Source organism: Paenibacillus sp. Marseille-P2973, assembly GCF_018101095.1.
GTDB lineage: Bacteria > Bacillota > Bacilli > Paenibacillales > Paenibacillaceae > Fontibacillus > Fontibacillus vini.
This window is the reverse complement of the sequence record NZ_JAGQEH010000006.1, coordinates 219,511-238,179: the sequence shown is the minus strand read 5'-3', so window position 1 is coordinate 238,179 and position 18,669 is coordinate 219,511. Positions and strand designations below refer to the sequence as shown.

15 protein-coding genes are annotated in these 18,669 nt (G+C 54.3%); all 15 read left to right on the top strand.

Annotated features, from left to right (window positions below; all coding sequences use genetic code 11):
* Positions 1–58: 58 nt before the first annotated feature.
* Positions 59–922: a uroporphyrinogen-III synthase gene (locus KB559_RS14930; protein WP_211022716.1), complete on the top strand. Its 864-nt coding sequence runs from the start codon at positions 59–61 to the stop codon at positions 920–922.
* An 84-nt stretch (positions 923–1,006) separates the two neighbouring features.
* Positions 1,007–1,315, top strand: a complete 309-nt coding sequence (locus tag KB559_RS14925) for a phasin family protein (protein ID WP_211022715.1) — start codon at positions 1,007–1,009, stop codon at positions 1,313–1,315.
* Between the two features lie 3 nt (positions 1,316–1,318).
* Complete coding sequence (locus KB559_RS14920; RefSeq protein ID WP_211022714.1) at positions 1,319–2,989, top strand: ABC1 kinase family protein; 1,671 nt, start codon at positions 1,319–1,321, stop codon at positions 2,987–2,989.
* Between the two features lie 486 nt (positions 2,990–3,475).
* Positions 3,476–4,924, top strand: coding sequence for a DEAD/DEAH box helicase (locus KB559_RS14915; RefSeq protein ID WP_373316688.1), 1,449 nt, complete (start codon positions 3,476–3,478; stop codon positions 4,922–4,924).
* A gap of 143 nt (positions 4,925–5,067) precedes the next feature.
* Positions 5,068–5,994 carry a M15 family metallopeptidase gene (locus tag KB559_RS14910; protein ID WP_244861352.1) on the top strand — a complete coding sequence of 309 codons (927 nt, stop codon included), beginning with the start codon at positions 5,068–5,070 and terminating at the stop codon, positions 5,992–5,994.
* A gap of 93 nt (positions 5,995–6,087) precedes the next feature.
* A complete protein-coding gene (locus KB559_RS14905; RefSeq protein WP_211022713.1) occupies positions 6,088–6,441 on the top strand; it encodes a DUF3243 domain-containing protein in 354 nt (117 codons plus the stop codon).
* 168 nt (positions 6,442–6,609) lie between these two features.
* The gene (locus tag KB559_RS14900; protein WP_211022712.1) at positions 6,610–7,467 is read left to right on the top strand and encodes an ABC transporter ATP-binding protein; all 858 of its coding nucleotides are present in this window, start codon (positions 6,610–6,612) and stop codon (positions 7,465–7,467) included.
* A gap of 35 nt (positions 7,468–7,502) precedes the next feature.
* On the top strand, positions 7,503–8,312 hold the full coding sequence (locus tag KB559_RS14895) for a (2Fe-2S)-binding protein (RefSeq protein WP_211022711.1): 810 nt from the start codon (positions 7,503–7,505) through the stop codon (positions 8,310–8,312).
* Between the two features lie 42 nt (positions 8,313–8,354).
* A complete protein-coding gene (locus tag KB559_RS14890; protein WP_247681841.1) occupies positions 8,355–9,404 on the top strand; it encodes an ABC transporter substrate-binding protein in 1,050 nt (349 codons plus the stop codon).
* Positions 9,401–11,491, top strand: coding sequence for an iron ABC transporter permease (locus KB559_RS14885; protein WP_211022710.1), 2,091 nt, complete (start codon positions 9,401–9,403; stop codon positions 11,489–11,491). Before KB559_RS14890 ends, KB559_RS14885 begins: the two co-directional genes overlap by 4 nt.
* 450 nt (positions 11,492–11,941) lie before the next feature.
* Complete coding sequence (locus tag KB559_RS14880; RefSeq protein ID WP_211022709.1) at positions 11,942–13,303, top strand: FAD-dependent oxidoreductase; 1,362 nt, start codon at positions 11,942–11,944, stop codon at positions 13,301–13,303.
* Between the two features lie 230 nt (positions 13,304–13,533).
* On the top strand, positions 13,534–14,445 hold the full coding sequence (locus tag KB559_RS14875; RefSeq protein WP_211022708.1) for a formate/nitrite transporter family protein: 912 nt from the start codon (positions 13,534–13,536) through the stop codon (positions 14,443–14,445).
* A 191-nt stretch (positions 14,446–14,636) separates the two neighbouring features.
* Complete coding sequence (locus KB559_RS14870) at positions 14,637–16,703, top strand: molybdopterin-containing oxidoreductase family protein (protein ID WP_211022707.1); 2,067 nt, start codon at positions 14,637–14,639, stop codon at positions 16,701–16,703.
* Between the two features lie 171 nt (positions 16,704–16,874).
* A complete protein-coding gene (locus KB559_RS14865) occupies positions 16,875–18,098 on the top strand; it encodes an MFS transporter (protein WP_211022706.1) in 1,224 nt (407 codons plus the stop codon).
* Positions 18,099–18,145: 47 nt separating this feature from the next.
* Positions 18,146–18,643 (top strand): GNAT family N-acetyltransferase, encoded by a 498-nt coding sequence (locus KB559_RS14860; RefSeq protein WP_211022705.1) that lies wholly within the window; start codon positions 18,146–18,148, stop codon positions 18,641–18,643.
* Positions 18,644–18,669: the final 26 nt, after the last annotated feature.

The following is an 18,669-nucleotide window of genomic DNA, read 5'->3' as shown; positions in this document are numbered from 1 at the left end:
GGCTTAATCGGGAACAGACAGAAAGAGGCCGCGAGAGACCTTGAATAGGAGGGAATACATGGCACGCAGATTGGAAGGGAAAAGAGTGGCCATCACCGGTCCGCGCCGCTCTGAAGAGCTCGGTAAACTGGTCGAAAATATGGGAGGCATTCCTTTATACAGACCCGCCCAGGGGACCGTGCTGTTGGAGGATCTGGATTTGAGGAACGGCCTCGTTGCCTGGGCCTCCCATCCGCCGGATTGGTCGATATTTACGACCGGGATGGGAATCGACGCGCTGTTCGATATGGCCGAGGACATGGGAGTTGCCGAGGATTGGCGGAATATCCTTCAGAACAGCAGCATTGCCGCGAGAGGATACAAGACGGCAAATGTACTGAAGAAGCGTGGGCTTACCCCGATTGTAAGAGATGACGACGGCAGCACTGAAGGGCTGATTCGCGGTTTGGCGGAACATGATTTCCAAGGGAAGGACGTTATCTTACAGCTTCATGGCGATCCTGCCCCCAGACTGGTATCCTGGCTTGAAGAGCAGGGGGCTTCTTGCAGACAAATTCTTCCGTACCGGCATATCGCTCCGCCCCGCGAAGAACTTGATCTGTTGCTTGCGGACCTGATCGAGGGGCGGCTGGATGCCGTGACGTTTACGAGCGGCCCGCAGGTCCGGTTTCTGATGGAGCATGCAGCTGGCCAGGGAAAACGGGAAGCCTTGATGGATGCGCTGCAGGGCCCTGTCATCGCTGTGGCGGTCGGCAAAGTCACAGCGCAAGGCTTGTTTGAAGCGGGAGTTCCCCGTGTGGTAGCTCCGCGCGAGGAACGCATGGGCAGCATGATGGTGGAGCTGGCCAAATACTATGCTGGAGAGACGGAACCCCTGACAGGTGAAAGAAAACCTGCTCCGGACGAGAAAATCGGGGAGTAGGTAGTATTTGGCGGAACCATGGGTATTACTATGGTAAGGGCTATGCTTTTCGATCACATGAATGTACGGGAAAGGATGTTTAGCATGAGCGATTTGTTAAAGAAGGCCATCTCATTGGGGTGGGGACTTACGATTGTCAGCAAAGAAAAGGTGGAAAGCCTTGTCGATGATTTAGTCAAACGCGGCGAGCTCGCGCCTTCGGAATCCAAACAGCTTGTGGAGCGTCTGATCGATAAAGGGGCGGAAGAACAGAACCGCTTCAAGGAATTAGTGAACGAACAAGTAAAATCCGTACTGCAATCCATGGGCCTTGCTTCGGCCAAGGAAATGGAAGAACTGGCCAGGCGGGTGGCCGAACTGGAAATTAAGCTCGCCGAGCTGCAGCAGCCGTAAGCCATGGGCATCCGTGTCCGGCATTCCGGCCGTTATCGTGAGATCGCCATGGCGCTGATGCGCCATGGCTTCGGCTATATGGCCGAAGAAATCGGGCTGAATCGGCTTTTCGCCGTGCCGCTCCGCTGGATTCACAAGACCGAGGTGGGCAGCCTCTCCTTGGGAGAGAGGATTCGGCTTGTGCTTGAAGAGCTTGGCCCGACGTTCGTCAAGCTGGGCCAGCTCGCCAGCACCCGTTCGGATCTGCTTCCGGAGCCGATTATCGCCGAGCTCGTGAAGCTTCAGGATCAGGTGCCGCCGTTTTCGGGCGAGGAGTCCCTCGCTATCATCGAGCAGGAATTCGGGATGCCGGCTGCCGAACTGCTGGCCCAATTCGAAGAAGTACCTATAGCCGCGGCGTCGATCGGACAGGTCCATAAAGGGCAGCTTGTTACCGGCGAGGTTGTAGCCATAAAAATTCAGCGCCCCGGCGTGGTGCCCCAGGTCGAACGGGACTTGGATATTCTTAAGAACCTGACGGGTGCAGCCCAAAAGCACTGGCCTTGGGTCAACCGGTATCAAATTCCGCAAATGGTGGAAGAGTTCTCCCGGTCGATCACGGCCGAATTGGATTACAGCATCGAGGGCCGGAATATGGAAAAGATCCGTAGGCAATTTAAGGACAGCGAAGAGGTCTGCATTCCCGGAGTCCATTGGTATTGCTCCACGTCCAAAGTTTTGACGATGGATTATGTGGAGGGCATTCATTTGAACCGGATGACCGAGCTTCGGAAGGGCGGGTTCGACACTAAGGAGATCGCCGAGCGATTGGTGAACGCCATGTTCGAGCAGATTTTTGAGGGCGGACACTTTCATGCGGATCCGCATCCCGGCAACCTGCTCGCAACCCGGGACGGGAAGCTGGCCTTTATCGACTTCGGCATGATCGGACGCTTAAGCCCCGAGATGCGGGATCATCTTTCCTCGCTCGTGATCGCCTTGATGCGGCGCAGCAATGAGGGAATGCTCCGGGCCATCCTGCGGATGGGACTGCTGGAAGATACGCGCGATTTGAACGCTTTACGCACGGACCTTGAACGGCTTCATGATCGCTACTATGATATTCCGTTTTCGGAAATCAGCATCGGAGAAGCGCTGAACGACCTGTTTGCAACCGCACAGCGGCACCGGATTGTTTTGCCGCCGGATTTGCTTCTGCTCGGCAAGGCGCTGCTCACTCTGGAAGGCGTGGCGATCAGTCTGGACCCGCAGCTGCGCATTCTCGATTTGGCGGAGCCTTATGGCAAGAAGCTGCTGCGGGAGAAATTCGGCAGCCGCCGCCTGGGGAAACAGCTCATCGGCGGGGCCGTCGACTTTGCGGAAGCGCTGACGGGTTTTCCCCAGCAGGTGAACCGCCTGTTCACTTTGCTCGGCAAGGGCAAAGTGAAGATGGAGATGAGCGTGCCGGAAATGGAGCATTTCCTGAAGAAGCTCGACCAAATCGGAAACCGGCTCTCCTTCAGCATTGTTCTGTTGGCATTCAGCATTATTATGGTCGGACTTATTATCGGCTCCTCCTTAACCCGAATGCCCACCGTGCTGTGGAACATCCCTGCTATCGAAATCGGTTTTGTGGTCGCTTTTCTGATGGTCATTTGGCTGCTGTATTCCATCTTCCGTTCGGGGAGGTTTTGACGGGCCAAGTCTAAATTGCCGGTACGCCTGAAGGCTGCCGGCTTTTTTTGACATTCCCCTACTTCTCCGATTTTTTTAACGAACCTGAGGAACGCTATTTCGTGATAATTTACTGTTTGTTTAGGCTAACGAATCTGAGGATTCTTATTTGAAGATTTTGACCCTTTTTTGGCTGGAAATTGAAGAATAACGTGTACTGAGTTCGTTAAAATCTAAATTTACTAGTTTTCGATCGGATAAGGCTTCCTAGGTTCGTTAGAATTGGAGGGACTTGGAGGACTTGGAGAGGGGCTATATTTCTTCGGTCTCATGTGGGATTTGGCGGACAGAGGCCAGGTTCTTCGTTATCCCGATGAAAACTTAAAAGGTAGCCGGATTTTCGGGACAATCTCTGTTACAATAAAAAGGCCCGCTTTTAGAATTAGGAAGACAAGGGAAAAATGTGGCTAATCCAATGCCGGGCTAATAACTAATGAGGTGAACTTTTTGACAACTTTTCAGAAAATGGGTCTATCGACGGCCGTTTTACAAATATTGCAGGGACAAGGGATCGTGAATCCCACTCCGGTACAGGAAAAGGCTATTCCTGAGCTGCTTGCGGGGGAGGATGTCATCGTCCAGGCCCAAACGGGCACCGGAAAAACATTGGCGTTCTTGCTGCCGATCATGGAGAAAATCCGGACGGACCGTCCGGATGCGCAGGCGCTGATCATTACGCCGACGCGCGAGCTTGCAATTCAGATTACCGCGGAAGCGCGGAAACTGGCGGCAGCCCGCGAAGGCATGTCCGTGCTGGCCGCTTACGGCGGGCAGGACGTGGAGCGGCAGCTCCGCAAGCTGCAGAACGGGACGCAGCTCGTCATCGGTACGCCGGGCCGGCTATTGGACCATTTGCGCCGGGGCTCGCTGACGCTCGGCTCTGTCCGTATGCTGGTGCTGGACGAAGCGGATCAGATGCTGCATATGGGATTTTTGGCCGAGGTGGAGGAAATTATCCGCCTTGTTCCGCGCAGCCGTCAAACGATGCTGTTCTCGGCAACCATGCCCGATAACGTAAAACGTTTGGCCAAGACGTATATGCAGCAGCCCCGCGATATCCGGATCGCCGAAACCTCCCGCGTGACGCTGGACAGCATCCGGCAAATTGTCGTGGAATGCACGGACCGGAACAAGCAAGAGGCGTTGATCACGATGATCCGGCAGCACCGTCCGTATCTGGCGGTAATTTTCTGCCGTACGAAACGCCGGGCAAGCACGCTGAATGAAGCGTTGCAAGAGGCGGGCTTTGCTTCGGACGAGCTCCATGGCGACCTGTCGCAGTCGAAGCGCGAACAGGTGATGCGCGCATTCCGCGACGCCAAGCTGGAATTGCTGGTCGCGACCGATGTAGCGGCCCGAGGCATCGACGTCGAGGGCGTCACGCACGTGTTTAACTACGACATTCCGCAGGATGTCGATAGTTACATCCACCGGATCGGCCGGACGGGCCGGGCCGGGGAGAAGGGCATCGCCGTGACGTTTGCGGCGGTGAAGGATGTGGAAGCGCTCCGGAACATCGAGCGCGGTATTGCCCGCCGCCTGGAGCGGCAGCGGTATGAGAAGAGCGGAGTGTCCGCCGTAGGCGGCAGCGGCAAGCCTGCAGGCACCGGGCAGGGACGTTCCGCCGCGGAAGGACAGGAGCGCAGCCGGAAGGGCAGCGGATTCGGCGGCCGGAACGGCCAGGGCCAAGGGCAAGGCGGCGGACGCGGCGGATCCTCGGGCCGGGGGAAACCGGGAACCGGCGGCCAGGCGGGCGGCGCAGCAAGAGGTGGGCGCAGCCAGGACGGCGGCGCGAAGCGCGGCTCCAGGAATGCATCCGGCAGCGGGCGCGGCGGACGTGATCAGAGCCCTGGAGGTAGACGCGGCCGGAATGAGGGCGGCCGTCGCGGGCGTTAATCACCCGGGCACCGCTAATTTAGAAATGAAAAGGCAGCCGCCCGTTCTTTGAGAATGGGGGCGCCTTTTAGATACGATTACCAGCAACTAAAACGTCCGCAGAGGCGTCAGTATAGAAACACACACACATGGGGGGAATCATAATGAAGCTTCGGACGGGTTGGGGAGCGACAACATCGGCTGTCGTCCTTGTGATGGCTGCCGTTTTATTTACAGGATGCGGCAAAGATAAGCCGGCGGATACTGAACCATTGAATCAGACACCGGGAACCGAACTGAATGATGCAGGGAATACAGGTGCAAATGAAGGTGTTAATGGCGGGTCCGGCAGCGGAACCGATGGCAATACCGATAATGGGGCTAATGGCGAGACCAACACTGGAGCGGATCAGGGAGATACTTCCGCAGCAGGTGGAGGGACAGATTCCGGTACGGCAGAAGAAGGGAACGGAGCAAAGCCGGATGCAAGTCAGTCCGCAGCGGCCGATGCCGACAGCGTGGCCGTGCTGGTGAACAAGGAATTCGCCTTGCCGGAGGATCATAAGCCTGGCGATCTCGTCTATCCGGACGTTCGCTTCACCTTTAAAGAGAAAATCGAGAAACGCATGATGCGCAAAGAGGCCGCTTCGGCTTTGGAGAAATTGTTTGAAGGCGCGGAGAGCGACGGAATTTACTTGGCCGGCGTTTCGGCGTATCGTTCCCACAGTACGCAGACATCGCTTTTCAACCGTTACGTAAAAAAGGACGGATTGGAAAAGGCCAAAACCTACAGCGCGGTGCCAGGGCATAGCGAGCATGAAACCGGCTTGGCCATCGACGTGTCGGGCAGCGACGGCAAATGCGCCGCGGAGGATTGCTTCGGCGATACCGAGGAAGCGAAGTGGCTGGCGGAGCATGCATCGGAATATGGCTTCATTATTCGTTATCCCGAAGGTAAAGACGATATTACCGGCTACAAATACGAGCCATGGCATCTTCGTTATGTAGGCAAGGAAATTGCATCGGATATCGCCGAACGGGATATTACGCTGGAAGAGTATTACGATGCCGTGCCGGTAGCCAATCCTTAAGCGATCAACACGGTTAGAACGACGGATTGATTCACGATCCTGCGTGCGGGTTATGTACTAACGAACTCTATATCTCAGAAGGAGGCGTTATGCATGTCCGAACATAACCATGTTGTAAACAAGGAAGGCCAGACAGCGCTGGGAAGAGTGGATGCGGCGTTAGACCGGATGGATGATAAGGCAAAGGATGAAATTCTGGAGAGTTTCGATACTTTTAAAAAATATTTGGGTTTACGGGTCGAGCTCGCGGAAAATATCGGCTTGAGCGAGGAGACGATGGCAAAAGCGGCTGAGCGGATCGGCAATTATCTGGCAGCCAAAGAGGAGCCTCGCAACCGGGAAGAGAAGCTGCTCCAGGAATTGTGGAAGGCCGGGAATTCGGAGCAACAGCATGCGCTGGCGCATATGTTGGTGGGGCTGGCTCAGAACGCCCACGAAAACAAATGAATTTAAACTTAGTAAAGGGGCGCCTGTCAAGGCGCCTCTTTGTCGTCTTCGGACATAAATTCCTGTTGACAAGTGATAATGATTATCAGTATCTTTAGAAAGTAGAGAAGATTACGGAAATCTTTTTTGGACCTCATTTTCAGGTCATATACGGAAAGGAAGATGGTCATGGCGTCATTGAAGACCTCCCATTTGGATATAGCGTATGAGGACCGGTTGATTGTCCAGGATTTGAATATATCGATCCCCCAAGGGAAAATTACGGCTTTGGTAGGTGCGAACGGGTCGGGGAAATCGACGATTTTAAAAACGATGGCCCGGATTTTGCAGCCTAAGGGAGGAAGCGTACTGCTTGACGGCAAGTCGATTCATAAGCAGTCCACCCGGGAAGTTGCCAAGCAGCTCGCGATATTGCCGCAAAACCCGACCGCACCGGAAGGGCTTTCGGTGTACGAATTGATTTCATATGGCCGTTTTCCGCATCAAAAAGGGTTTGGCGGATTAAAAGAGCAAGACCGCAAGATCATCGAATGGGCGATTGAGGCAACGCGGATGAATGAGTTCAGTGACCGCGCTCTGGAGCAACTGTCGGGCGGACAACGCCAGCGGGCCTGGATTGCAATGGCATTGGCCCAGGAAACCGATATTTTGTTCCTCGATGAACCGACCACCTTCCTGGATATGGCTCATCAGTTGGAAGTGCTGCAGCTGCTTGAGGAACTGAATGCCGAGTCTCAACGGACCATTGTTATGGTCGTTCACGATTTGAATCACGCGGCCAGATACGCCCATCATATGATTGCGATTAAAAAGGGGCAGGCAGTTGCCGTCGGAGCACCGGAAGAGGTTGTTACTTCCGAAGTGCTGCGCGAAGTGTTCGGCATCGAAGCGGATATCGTGACCGATCCGCGCAGCGGGGTGCCGCTTTGTCTTCCGTACGAGTTATACCGCGCAGCTACAGAAGGTAAGGTCCGGCCCGGTAAGAAGGATGATTCGGCCAATAATAAGGTAGTCTCATTCCTATAGGGAAAGTTACCGGCAGAAGTACAGGAGGCGTAGTGATGGATATTGATTTTGGGCTGCTTGATCGGGCGCTCTCCATAGTAACCGAAGAAAGGGCGGATGCCCTGTTTACGATACCGGCGGAACGCCTGCCGGATCGTGAACAGGCGGAGCGGCTGCTCGAGGTTTACCGGGAGCAGATTAAAGGGAAAGACATCCAGGTTGCAGCCACCTATTATGCTGCTTGTTGGCGAGTCGTTCCGGCCGCCCTGCTTTATATGGTTGCGGGGTGCGACGGTGGCGTAGATTTTTCGCTTAAAAATCTCACTATTCAAATTGGCATAGTAAATGATTATCCCCGGTTTTTCTTCGTGATCAAGGATTCCGCTAAGAATGCTTGGCCGACGGGGGATATAAGCGAATGGCGTGAGGAAGTACTGGGAGCTTTCATCCGGGATACGCTCCGCCCGGTTATGGAAACGGCATCAGCCATCTCGGGGCTTCCGGTGGCGCAATTATGGGGACAAATGCCGCTCGGCGTGGAGTTTTACCTGGATTATTTGGGCAAGCAGATGGGCGACCCTTCTGTGACTGAACCGTTTAAGGAGCAGTACGCCTTTTTTTCGAGAGTCCTTGATGCCCAATGGTTCGGTTTGAAACGAAATCCGTTCGATTTGAAAGAAACTTGGATCGAGGATCCTTATCGGCCCGGTGAGATGACTCGAATGAAACCGACCTGCTGTCTGGCCTACCGGACGGATTCAGGACACGGGTATTGTTACGGCTGTCCAAAACTGTCGAAGGCAGACCGGGAAGCCAAGCGCAAAGAACTGGTAGCTGCGATGGCAGCGAAGGAGAAGGCGACGTAGGTGGAGTTAAGGCTTTATTTTTACATAATGGGGGAGTTAAGGATGAGAAAAATGAAAATGTTAAAGATGGTGGCTTCCGTAATTTGCATTTGCCTGGTTTTGGCGGCGTGCGGAAATGCGAAAAACAACAATAACCCGGCACCTGCCGGTAACGGGGAAAATGCAGGGAATACGGCGGAACAATCTCAAAATGCGGCCAACTCGGGACAGCAGGCAGACGGTGTGCGTTCATTCAAGCATGCGCTTGGTACTGCGGATGTTGAAGGGACTCCGACACGGATCGTAGCCTTGGAATATACGTATGCCGAGGATTTGATCGCATTGGGAGTTCAGCCTGTCGGCGTAGCCGATGTGAAGGGATACCAAGCCTGGGTGAATACTACGCCTGGACTGGATGCGAACGTGCAGGACGTGGGAACCCGTCAGGAGCCGAACCTGGAAGCGATTATGGCGCTGGATCCGGATCTGATTCTTACTTCCGATTTCCGGGCAAAGGACATTTACGACAAACTGGCGGATATCGCGCCGACGATTGCTTTTTCGCCTTATCAGGATGAGAACGGCGTGGATCAGTATCAGGAAATGATCGATACGTTCAATACGATTGCGGATGCGGTGGGCAAACAGGAAGAAGCTAAACAAGTGCTGGCCGGATTGGACGAGACTTACAAGGCAGCGGCCGAGAAGTTGAAATCCGCAGGCAAGGAAAATGCGGAGTTTACGCTGGTACAGGCATTCAGTAACCAAAATTCGCCGGTATTCCGTATTTTTACGGATAACTCGATGGCCGTGAAGATTTTGAATAAAATCGGGCTTCAAAATGCAAATAAGGAACCGGCCTATGAAGTATACGGCTATTCGGAGAAATCCGTGGAGGCTTTCCCGGCGCTTCAGGACTCGAACTTTTTGTACATCGTGCAGGATGACGACAATGTGTTTGAAACGCACTTGAAGGAAAACCAAGTTTGGAAAAACCTGAATTTCGTAAAAGAGAACCGCACCTATGCGTTAGGAGGAGACTCGTGGGTGTTCGGCGGACCGTTATCGGCAAAAACCCTCGTGGATAAAGCCGTGTCCGTGCTGGCGCCATGAGTACGGGTCTCATTTCGGCTAACGCGAATGCCGGAACTCGTTCGAAGCGAACCTCCCGGGGTTCGCTTCTTCTTGTATTCGGAGCCGGTCCGCTAATTCTGCTGCTGCTCCTGTGCGTGCAGATCACGCAAGGTACGGCGGGCATTTCGCTGTCTTTGATCCGGGAGGCATTATTCCATCCGACGCTGGATGATCCGTTGCAGCAGATCGTGCGCGGGGTGAGACTGCCCCGGGCTCTGATTGGTGCGCTTGCAGGAGCGGCATTATCCGTGGCAGGCGTACTTCTTCAAACGCTGACCCGCAATCCGCTGGCCTCCGCCGGAACGCTTGGCATTAACGCCGGAGCTTATTTGGCCGTGGTGGCGGGCACGATCTTTTTTCCGTCGCTGATTAGCGGATTCCCGTTGTTGACGGCGATGGCGGGCGGGCTTCTTGCGGGAGCCGTCGTGTTCCTGATGGCCGGACGGAAACGGAGCGCGCCCGTACGCCTGGCTTTGGGCGGCATGTCGCTTACGCTGGTGCTCTCCTCGCTGACAGGCACGCTTCAACTGTTATTTGAAAATGAAACCGCAGGCCTGTTCCTTTGGGGCTCCGGCTCTTTGATCCAAAATGATTGGCATAACGTGGCGGCAATCTGGCCGTGGGTGCTGGGCGGCTTGCTGCTGTCGGTGCTGTTCAGCCGGAATCTCGACATTCTATTGATGGATGAAGATGTCGGCAAGTCGCTCGGCCAGCGGATCGGATTAACCCGGACGGTCAGTGTGCTGACGGCCGTATTGCTGGCCGCGGTGACGGTAAGTGCGGTGGGGCCGATTGGCTTCGTCGGTCTCATTGCGCCGCATTTGCTGCGGCTGATGGGCCTGCACCGTCACCGTCTGCTCATCCCCGGCGCGGTCATTTGGGGAGCGATCGTGCTGGTGGCGGCCGATCTGGCCGTGCTGTTGCTGGAGCCGGCGTTCGGGCTGCTGCCGGCCGGCTCCGCCACGGCGGCGCTCGGCGCGCCGTGGCTCATTTGGCTAGTGTACCGCATGAAGCCGTCGCGCGGCGAGGTGCAGGGTGCTTCCTCCGGCATGGGCGCGGGCTTCCGGCGCGTCCTGCCGTATCCCGCCCTGCTGGTGGGGGCGGGGCTTCTGCTGCTGCTCGCGCTGGGCGCCGGCCTCGTCTTCGGCGGCACAACGGTGCCGCTGCATGACGTCTGGGCCGCTTTGACGGGCGAGGCCAGCAAGATCACCAGGTATATGGTGATCGAGACCCGGCTGCCCCGCCTGTTGGTGGCGGCCCTTGCCGGCGCCTCGCTCGCCGCGAGCGGCACGCTGCTGCAGGGCGTCGTGCGCAACCCGCTCGCCGATCCCTCGGTGATCGGCGTCACGTCCGGCGCCGGGCTGGGCGCGCTCGTCTTCCTGATTCTGCTGCCGCAGTTACCGAGCTCGGTCGTGCCGGTCGCCGCCTTTCTTGGCGCCATCGCTGCAGCGCTCGTAATCTTCGCGATCAGCCGCAAGGGCGGCATGCAGCCCGCGAAGGTCGCGTTGATCGGCATGGCGGTCTCGGCCTTCGGCTCGGCCGGCATCCAGGCGCTCGTCGTCAAGGCGCAGCTTCGCGTCGCTTCGGCGCTGACCTGGCTGTCGGGCAGCACGTATGCCCGGGGCTGGGACGACCTCGGCTGGCTGTTCGCCTGGCCGCTCGTGCTGCTGCCGCTCGCCTGGTGGCTGGCCCGCCGCCTTGATCTGCTCGCCCTTGGCGACGCCTCGGCGATCAACCTCGGCGTCTCCGCCGAGCGGACGCGCATGCTCGGCGGCCTGCTTGGCGCGGCGCTCGCCGCTTCGGCCGTGGCGACGGTCGGCACCGTCGGCTTCGTCGGCCTGCTGGCGCCGCATGCGGCCCGGCTGCTCGTGCCGAACTCGAATCGCAAGCTGACCTTGCTCTCGGCCCTGCTCGGGGCCGTGTTCCTGGTGCTTGCGGATATCGTCGGCCGCGTGCTGCTCGCGCCAAAAGAAATTCCGTCCGGCTTGGTCGTGGCTTTGCTCGGCGCGCCGTACTTCCTGTGGCTGATGCGGACAGCCGGCGCGCGGTCCGCTTCTTCCAAATAAACCTGAGAACCGTTCGGCTTCGGCCGAGCGGTTTTTTGCGTTCGTCAACCGAATGAAATGAAATAAATACAAAGTTCAACTCATGATATCGGGTAAAGCTAGAAATAATAATAAACCTGAGCCAATGAACAGCCAATAAACCACCATTAAACTTAGTAAGCCCCCTAATTGTGCGCCTCAGAAGGACAAAACGTTAAAATGTCCGTTCAAAAGGTGGACAAAGGGACAATATCATCAGCCAGCCCTCCAAAAATATTTAAAATTGTGAATATTTTTTGAAATGGCGGTTTGCTACTTGCAATGTGAAAAATGTCACACTATAATAAGAGTATCAGGTGAACAAATTCACAATCACAACAAATTTAAAGTGACTAATTTCACAAATAATACCCCTAACGATTACAAACTTATTAAATAAAACAATACAGGGGATTCGAGGAGGAAGAAATCATGAAAGTAGCAGTTATCGGATGTACTCACGCAGGAACAGCAGCCATTGTAAATACAGCAAAGCTTTATCCGGAGGCGGAAATTACGGTATACGAGCGCAATGACAACATCTCCTTCCTGTCGTGCGGCATTGCTTTATATGTCGGCGGCATGGTGAAAGACCCGCAAGGCCTGTTCTATTCGTCGCCGGCACAATTGGCTGAACTGGGCGTGAACACGAAGATGCGCCATGAGGTAACTGCGGTGGATACGGCGGCAAAAACGCTGAAGGCCCGCAACCTGGAGACCGGCGAAGAGTTGACTGATACATTCGATAAGTTGATCGTGACGACAGGCTCGTGGCCGATCATTCCGAAGTTCGAAGGCATCGAGCTGGAGAACATTCTGCTCTCGAAAAACTTCAATCATTCGAACACCATTATCGAAAAGGCCGAGCAAGCTAAAAACATCGTCGTGGTTGGTGCAGGCTATATCGGAGTAGAGCTGGTCGAAGCGTTCCAACTGAACGGCAAGCAGGTGACTTTGATCGATGCGGAAGACCGTATCTTGAGCAAGTATCTGGATGCCGAGTATACGGATAAAATCGAAGCATCGCTCCGTGAGCATGGAATTACTCTTGCCTTGGGCGAGAAAGTGACGAAATTCACAGGTGAGCACGGCAAAGTGGGCCAGGTAGTAACGGACCGCGGTCAGTACGATGCGGATCTGGTCATTATGTGCATCGGGTTCCGTCCGAATACGGACCTGTTGAAAGGGCAAGTCGACATGCTCACGAACGGCGCGATTATTGTGGATGAATATATGCGGACCAGTACGCCGGATGTGTATGCGGCAGGCGACAGCTGCGCGGTCTTCTACAATCCGACGAAAAAGCATGCCTATATTCCACTCGCTACCAACGCTGTCCGGATGGGAACTTTGGTCGCCCGTAATCTGGTGGCCCCAACGGTTAGATATATGGGGACTCAAGGAACCTCGGGTATCAAAATCTACGAGGATAATATCGCAGGAACCGGGATGACGGAAACGGCCGCTAAAGATGCCGGTATTGAAGCGGAAGCGGTCATCATTACGGATAACTATCGTCCTGAATTTATGCCGACCCATGAGCCGGTAATGCTGAAAGTGGTCTATGAAAAAGAAACCAGACGCATTCTGGGCGCTCAAATCATGTCGAAGGTCGATTTGACGCAGTCGATCAACACCATTTCGGTTTGCATCCAAAACGGCATGAAGATGGAAGAGCTGGCGTTCGTCGATTTCTTCTTCCAGCCTCATTACAACAAGCCTTGGAACTTCTTGAACAGCGCAGGCCTTGGGGCGCTGCCGGAAGTACCGGTAAGAGAAACGGTTCAGGCGTAACACCGGACCTGGATCGAAGCTGATCAAATCAGAATTAACCCCATGCTAGACTCTCTCTTCGCCAGCAGAATTATCATTCTGCCGGCTTTTTCTTTTTTACATATTTGTGTGAAATTCTTCACTTTATGAGGCCATGTCGTGACTTATGTTACTTAAGGATTGAAATACCCAAGTTACAATTAAGGCGGAGTAGGAGAGTTTACAAACATAGTCCTAAAGGAGAATGAATCATGGCTTACAATAAACCTGATCAAATTGCGAAAGTGACGGTCGAAATGGGCATCAAGAAGGCGCACAATCCTTTGCTGACGGTTTTGATTCTTGGGTTTTTAGGCGGGGCCTTTATCGCCCTCGGATTTTTGCTGGATATTCGCGTTATAGCCGGCGCTCCGAAAGAATGGGGCAGCATCGCTTCTTTTATCGGCGCAGCGGTATTCCCGATCGGTCTGATCCTGGTGCTTCTCGCCGGTGGAGAGCTACTAACAGGAAACATGATGGCCGTGCCGTTATCGCGGCTGGCGAAACGGATTACGACGGGTGAGATGTGCAAAAACCTGGTCCTCATCACTATAAGTAACTTTGTAGGCGCGTTGTTCGTCGCTTACTTTTTCGGACATGTCGTAGGGCTGACCTCCAGCGGCGTATACTTGGATAAACTGGTTGATATGGCCGGGCATAAGCTGGATGACAGCTTTTTGCAGGCTTTCATATCGGGGATCGGCTGTAACTGGCTCGTGGCCCTTGCCGTATGGCTGTCTTATGGTGCAGATAATATGAGCGGGAAAATTCTCGGGATCTGGTTCCCGACGATGGCTTTCGTTGCAATCGGGTTTCAGCACGTCGTAGCAAATATGTTCCTGATTCCGGCTGCCATCTTTGAAGGCTACTTCTCCTGGGGAGATTACTTCAGAAATTTTGTTCCGGTATGGTTGGGGAACCTCGTGGGCGGCGCATTGTTTGTTGCCGGTGCTTACTGGACGGCCTATTTAAAAGACAACGGTGCAGGAACGACATTAACGGGAAAACAGGTGAATTCGGCCAATGTATCGAATAATGGACCAACCAATGTACCAGCCAATGCTCCAGTCAATGCTTCGGCTAATGCTTCGGCCCCATCTTCCGGTCCGATGCTCTTTCCTTAAGCAGCCGGCTCAAGGCTGTAACTTCATAGTAATATACTTCGGTATTAAACGGTCTAAAGGCTGCGTCTTCGTTCGCGAAGAGCGGCCTTTTTCGTCTTACACGTTTGTCGGAAAGACGGCGGCTCCACCTTGCCTGTAGACAAGGATTGGGCTTTTTTCTACAATTACTTAGATAGGGAGGGAAGCTCGCAATGATTCATGAAGAGAACGGAATATTTCCCGCGGTGTGTCCGCTTGATTGCCCGGATACCTGCGGTTTACTGCTGCATAAAGAGAACGGAAAGATCGTGAAGGTGACGGGAAATCCCGACCATCCGATTACGCAGGGAGCGATCTGCAATAAGGTGCGTAATATGGCTGAGCGGGTCTATCATCCTGAACGGGTGCTGTACCCTATGAAGCGCATCGGCGCTAAGGGAGAGGGGAAATTCGAACGGATTACCTGGGATGAAGCCATAGCTGAAATCGCAGGGCGATTTCAGGAACTGACCCGAGAGCATGGTCCCGAATCGATCCTGCCGTACAACTTTTACGGAAATATGGGGATTCTTAGCGTCGAGGGAATGGACCGGCGATTCTTCAACCGGTTGGGCGCATCCAAACTGCAGCGGGCGATCTGCACGGCTGCGGGGAGTGCCGGCTGGGAATACACGATGGGCTTTGGCGGCGGTACCAGCCCGGAAGAAACGTTGAAGGCAAAGCTGATTATTGTGTGGGGCGGCAATATCGTCAGCACGAATATGCACCAGGTCGCCCTGATTGAAAAGGCCCGGAAGCAGGGGGCGAAGCTCGTAGTCATCGACGTTCACCGCAACCGTACCGGCCAAAGAGCCGATTGGTTCATCCCGCTATATCCCGGGACGGACAGTGCGTTGGCGCTAGGTATGATGCATGTGCTGTTTGCGCGGGGATTGGTGAACGAAGAGTTCCTTGAACGGTATACCTTGGGTCATGAGGAGCTTCGCGAGCATGTGAAAACCTATACGCCACTTCATGTTTCGGCAATTACGGGGGTTCCTGCCGAGGATATCGAAGCCCTCGCAATCATGTATGCGGAGACTTCGCCCGCTTATATTCATATGGGCAACGGGCTTCAACACCATGATAATGGCGGAATGGCGATCCGTACGATTAGCTGCCTGCCGGCTTTGACCGGGCAGTGGCTCGTTCCGGGCGGCGGAGCGTTCAAGTCGAACGGCGCTTACGCCAATATGAATTCGGATGCGTTGGAGCGCCCGGACTTAAGGTCGGATGACCAGGTCCGCACCATCAATATGAACCGCATCGGGGAGGCGTTGCTCACGCTTGATCCGCCGATCCGTTCGCTGTTTGTTTACTGCTCGAACCCGGCTGTGGTGGCGCCGGATACGGGCAAGGTCGAACAGGGCTTGCGCAGGGAAGATCTATTCACAGTAGTTCATGATTTATTCCTGACCGATACGGCCAAATATGCGGACATCGTGCTACCGGCGACATCGTCTTTTGAAAATACGGATTTGTATGTTTCTTATTGGCATCATTATGTCCAGCTTCAGGAACCGGTCATTCCGGTTCAGGGCGAGAGCAAAAGCAATGTGGAAGTGTTCCGGCTGCTGGCCGCGGCTATGGGCTTCGGGGAAGAAGCGTTTCAGGAGACGGAAGAGGAGATGATCCGGCAAGCGCTGAATTATCCGGACAATCCTTATCTGGAGGGGATCTCTCTGGAAGGCTTGCAGGAGAACCGGGCGATGAAGCTGAACATGGCGCATCAGCAGAGATATCTGGATGCTCTGACGACGCCTTCGGGGAAGATCGAGCTATACTCAGCCCGGATGGCGGACGCCGGACTTCCGCCGCTCCCGACATACATCCCGCTTTACGAGGGATATGACGGAGTAAATCGTCCTGGAGAGGGTAGTCCATATCCGCTGATGTTCGTATCGCCGCCGAATCACAGCTTTCTGAATTCCACCTTCGGCAATGTCGAGAAGCTGACGAAGCTGGAGAAAAGCCCACTGCTGCAAATTCACCCGCAGGATGCGGCCGCGCGCGGCATTGAAGACGGCGATGATGTTATCGTCTGGAACGACCGGGGCAGCTATCAGATCAAAGCAAACGTAACCGACAAAATGCTGCCGGGCACGGTAGTCAGCCAAGGTCTATGGTGGGGGCGGGACGGGCAGCGTCGCCGCGCCAATGCCCTTACGCCGGACCGGCTCGCCGACATGGGCGGAGGGGCTGTCTTTTTCTCGACCGTTGTTGATGTAAAGCGTCAATAAATGTGCTTGCGAAATCCGGACTATTTAGGCGATACTATGGTAATCTGGGCTGCAAATACTTGCAATCACTATAAAAAGTGACGGTAACAGGGGGCCGAATCGGGCTCCCTTTGTTATTTTCTTGTACATAATTATAGGGATAAAGGCTTGGCAGAGGGGAGAGAAAGTGGAATGAAATGGTTGCAGGCGTATCCGAAGGAAATCAAAATTTTCCTTGTCGCCAGTCTGATTAGCTCAGCCGGAGGATCTCTGATGTGGCCTTTGATTACGATGTTCGTATTCAAGGTGCTGGGCAGGAGCGGGGCCGATGCCGGTCTGGTCATCCTGGTTATGTCGCTGGGAGGGATCGCGGGACAAATTCTCGGCGGCTCGTTATATCATAAATTGGGCGTAAAAAGGCTGATCGTCGGCGGCGTGGGGATGAACGCGCTTTTCCTTCTGCTGTTGCCTCTGGGGAGCGGAAATTGGTCTCTGTTTATGCTGCTGATGGGATTGATCGGGTTCTTTAACGCGATGTCTATGCCTGCTATTCAGGCATTTATCGGCTTCCGTTTTGCGGAGCGCCGGGGAGAATTATTTAATGTTATCTATGTAGCCAACAATATCGGCGTTGCCCTGGGGACGGGGCTCAGCGGATTTTTGGCGCGGATTTCCTATGATATGAGCTTTATTATGAACGGGGTGACGTCGGCGGCATTTGCTATTTTCTTCTGGTTTTATTTGAACAAAGTTCAAAAAAACGAGGGCGACCTGCAGATGGAAAAGAAACGCAAAAGCACGTCGGAAGGCCAGAATACTTGGAAATTGTTAAGCCGCTATAACGTTTATCTGTTTATGGGCATTGGCTCCTTCTTCCTTTGGCTGGGTAACTGCATCTGGAACAATGGGGTATCGCCGTTTACGCTTTCCAAAGGGATGCCGGAGTGGAATTATAGTATTTTATGGACACTAAACGGGGTGCTGATATTCGTCGGCCAGCCGTTTATTTTGTGGATCAAACGGACGTTTGCCGAATCGGCGGAAGCGCAATTAACGGCTAGCGCAATCTTTTATATGCTGGGATATGTAGCGATTCTCGGCTTCCGTTCATATCCTGGCATGGTGTTTGCGATGGTGCTGACCACCTTTGGAGAAATGCTTATCTCACCGGCCATTCCATCGTTTATTTCGGATCGGACAGGCAAGTCGGCGCCGTTCTATCTAGGCGTTGTTGGCGGGATGGGTGCCGCGGGAAGGGTCGTCGGCCCGTACGCCATGGGCGTCCTGTTCGATTGGAATGGACTTGTCCCGGTGGCTTGGCTGGCTGTGGCGATCTCGATGTTGGCGGTAGGAGCTTTTTTGATTCACGCTTACAAGAACCGCGATGCAAAAGGCGAGCTTTATCGTACGGTATAATTTAACTTTTTGGGGTATAATCGAAATCATATGTTGGAGGTGCAAGCATGTCAGAATCACTCTGGATCCGTCTGTCGCAAATGGGTGATGCGGGGGCGTTAATGGAGATCGACTCCCTCACTTGGGACGAGCATTCCACGCCGGCACAGCGCCTCGTATGGAGCTCCCGGGAGCAATATTTGCAGAAATGTCCGCCGGGAAGCCAGCTCGTCGCCGGTATCGGAGAGGAAATTTGCGGGTGTTTGGGATTTGACCACCCGACTCCCTTGGAGAGCAATCGTCATGTTTATGAACTTAATATCGCCATTCATCCCGCATACCAGAGACGCGGCGTGGGCCATAAGCTGATGGAGGCCGTCAAGCAGCTCGCCGCCGAACGGGGAGTTCGCAAGCTGTCCTTGCGCGTTCTGGCAAGCAATCCCGGAGCGGTTGCCTTTTACCGGAGCTGCGGGTTTGAGGAGCAGGGCCGTTTGGTTGAAGAGTTTTACTTGGGCGGACAGTATGTCGATGATATTTTGATGTGGTGTCCTGTTGAACATTCGTAAAGATATCGGTATATTTATAAGAAGAA

Bases quoted from the DNA above. Each gene is read 5' to 3' on its own strand.
- KB559_RS14930 (WP_211022716.1), top strand. From the start codon at position 59: ATGGCACGCAGATTGGAAGGGAAAAGAGTGGCCATCACCGGTCCGCGC.
- KB559_RS14925 (WP_211022715.1), top strand. From the start codon at position 1,007: ATGAGCGATTTGTTAAAGAAGGCCATCTCATTGGGGTGGGGACTTACG.
- KB559_RS14920 (WP_211022714.1), top strand. From the start codon at position 1,319: ATGGGCATCCGTGTCCGGCATTCCGGCCGTTATCGTGAGATCGCCATG.
- KB559_RS14910 (WP_244861352.1), top strand. From the start codon at position 5,068: ATGAAGCTTCGGACGGGTTGGGGAGCGACAACATCGGCTGTCGTCCTT.
- KB559_RS14905 (WP_211022713.1), top strand. From the start codon at position 6,088: ATGTCCGAACATAACCATGTTGTAAACAAGGAAGGCCAGACAGCGCTG.
- KB559_RS14900 (WP_211022712.1), top strand. From the start codon at position 6,610: ATGGCGTCATTGAAGACCTCCCATTTGGATATAGCGTATGAGGACCGG.
- KB559_RS14895 (WP_211022711.1), top strand. From the start codon at position 7,503: ATGGATATTGATTTTGGGCTGCTTGATCGGGCGCTCTCCATAGTAACC.
- KB559_RS14890 (WP_247681841.1), top strand. From the start codon at position 8,355: ATGAGAAAAATGAAAATGTTAAAGATGGTGGCTTCCGTAATTTGCATT.
- KB559_RS14885 (WP_211022710.1), top strand. From the start codon at position 9,401: ATGAGTACGGGTCTCATTTCGGCTAACGCGAATGCCGGAACTCGTTCG.
- KB559_RS14880 (WP_211022709.1), top strand. From the start codon at position 11,942: ATGAAAGTAGCAGTTATCGGATGTACTCACGCAGGAACAGCAGCCATT.
- KB559_RS14875 (WP_211022708.1), top strand. From the start codon at position 13,534: ATGGCTTACAATAAACCTGATCAAATTGCGAAAGTGACGGTCGAAATG.
- KB559_RS14870 (WP_211022707.1), top strand. From the start codon at position 14,637: ATGATTCATGAAGAGAACGGAATATTTCCCGCGGTGTGTCCGCTTGAT.
- KB559_RS14865 (WP_211022706.1), top strand. From the start codon at position 16,875: ATGAAATGGTTGCAGGCGTATCCGAAGGAAATCAAAATTTTCCTTGTC.
- KB559_RS14860 (WP_211022705.1), top strand. From the start codon at position 18,146: ATGTCAGAATCACTCTGGATCCGTCTGTCGCAAATGGGTGATGCGGGG.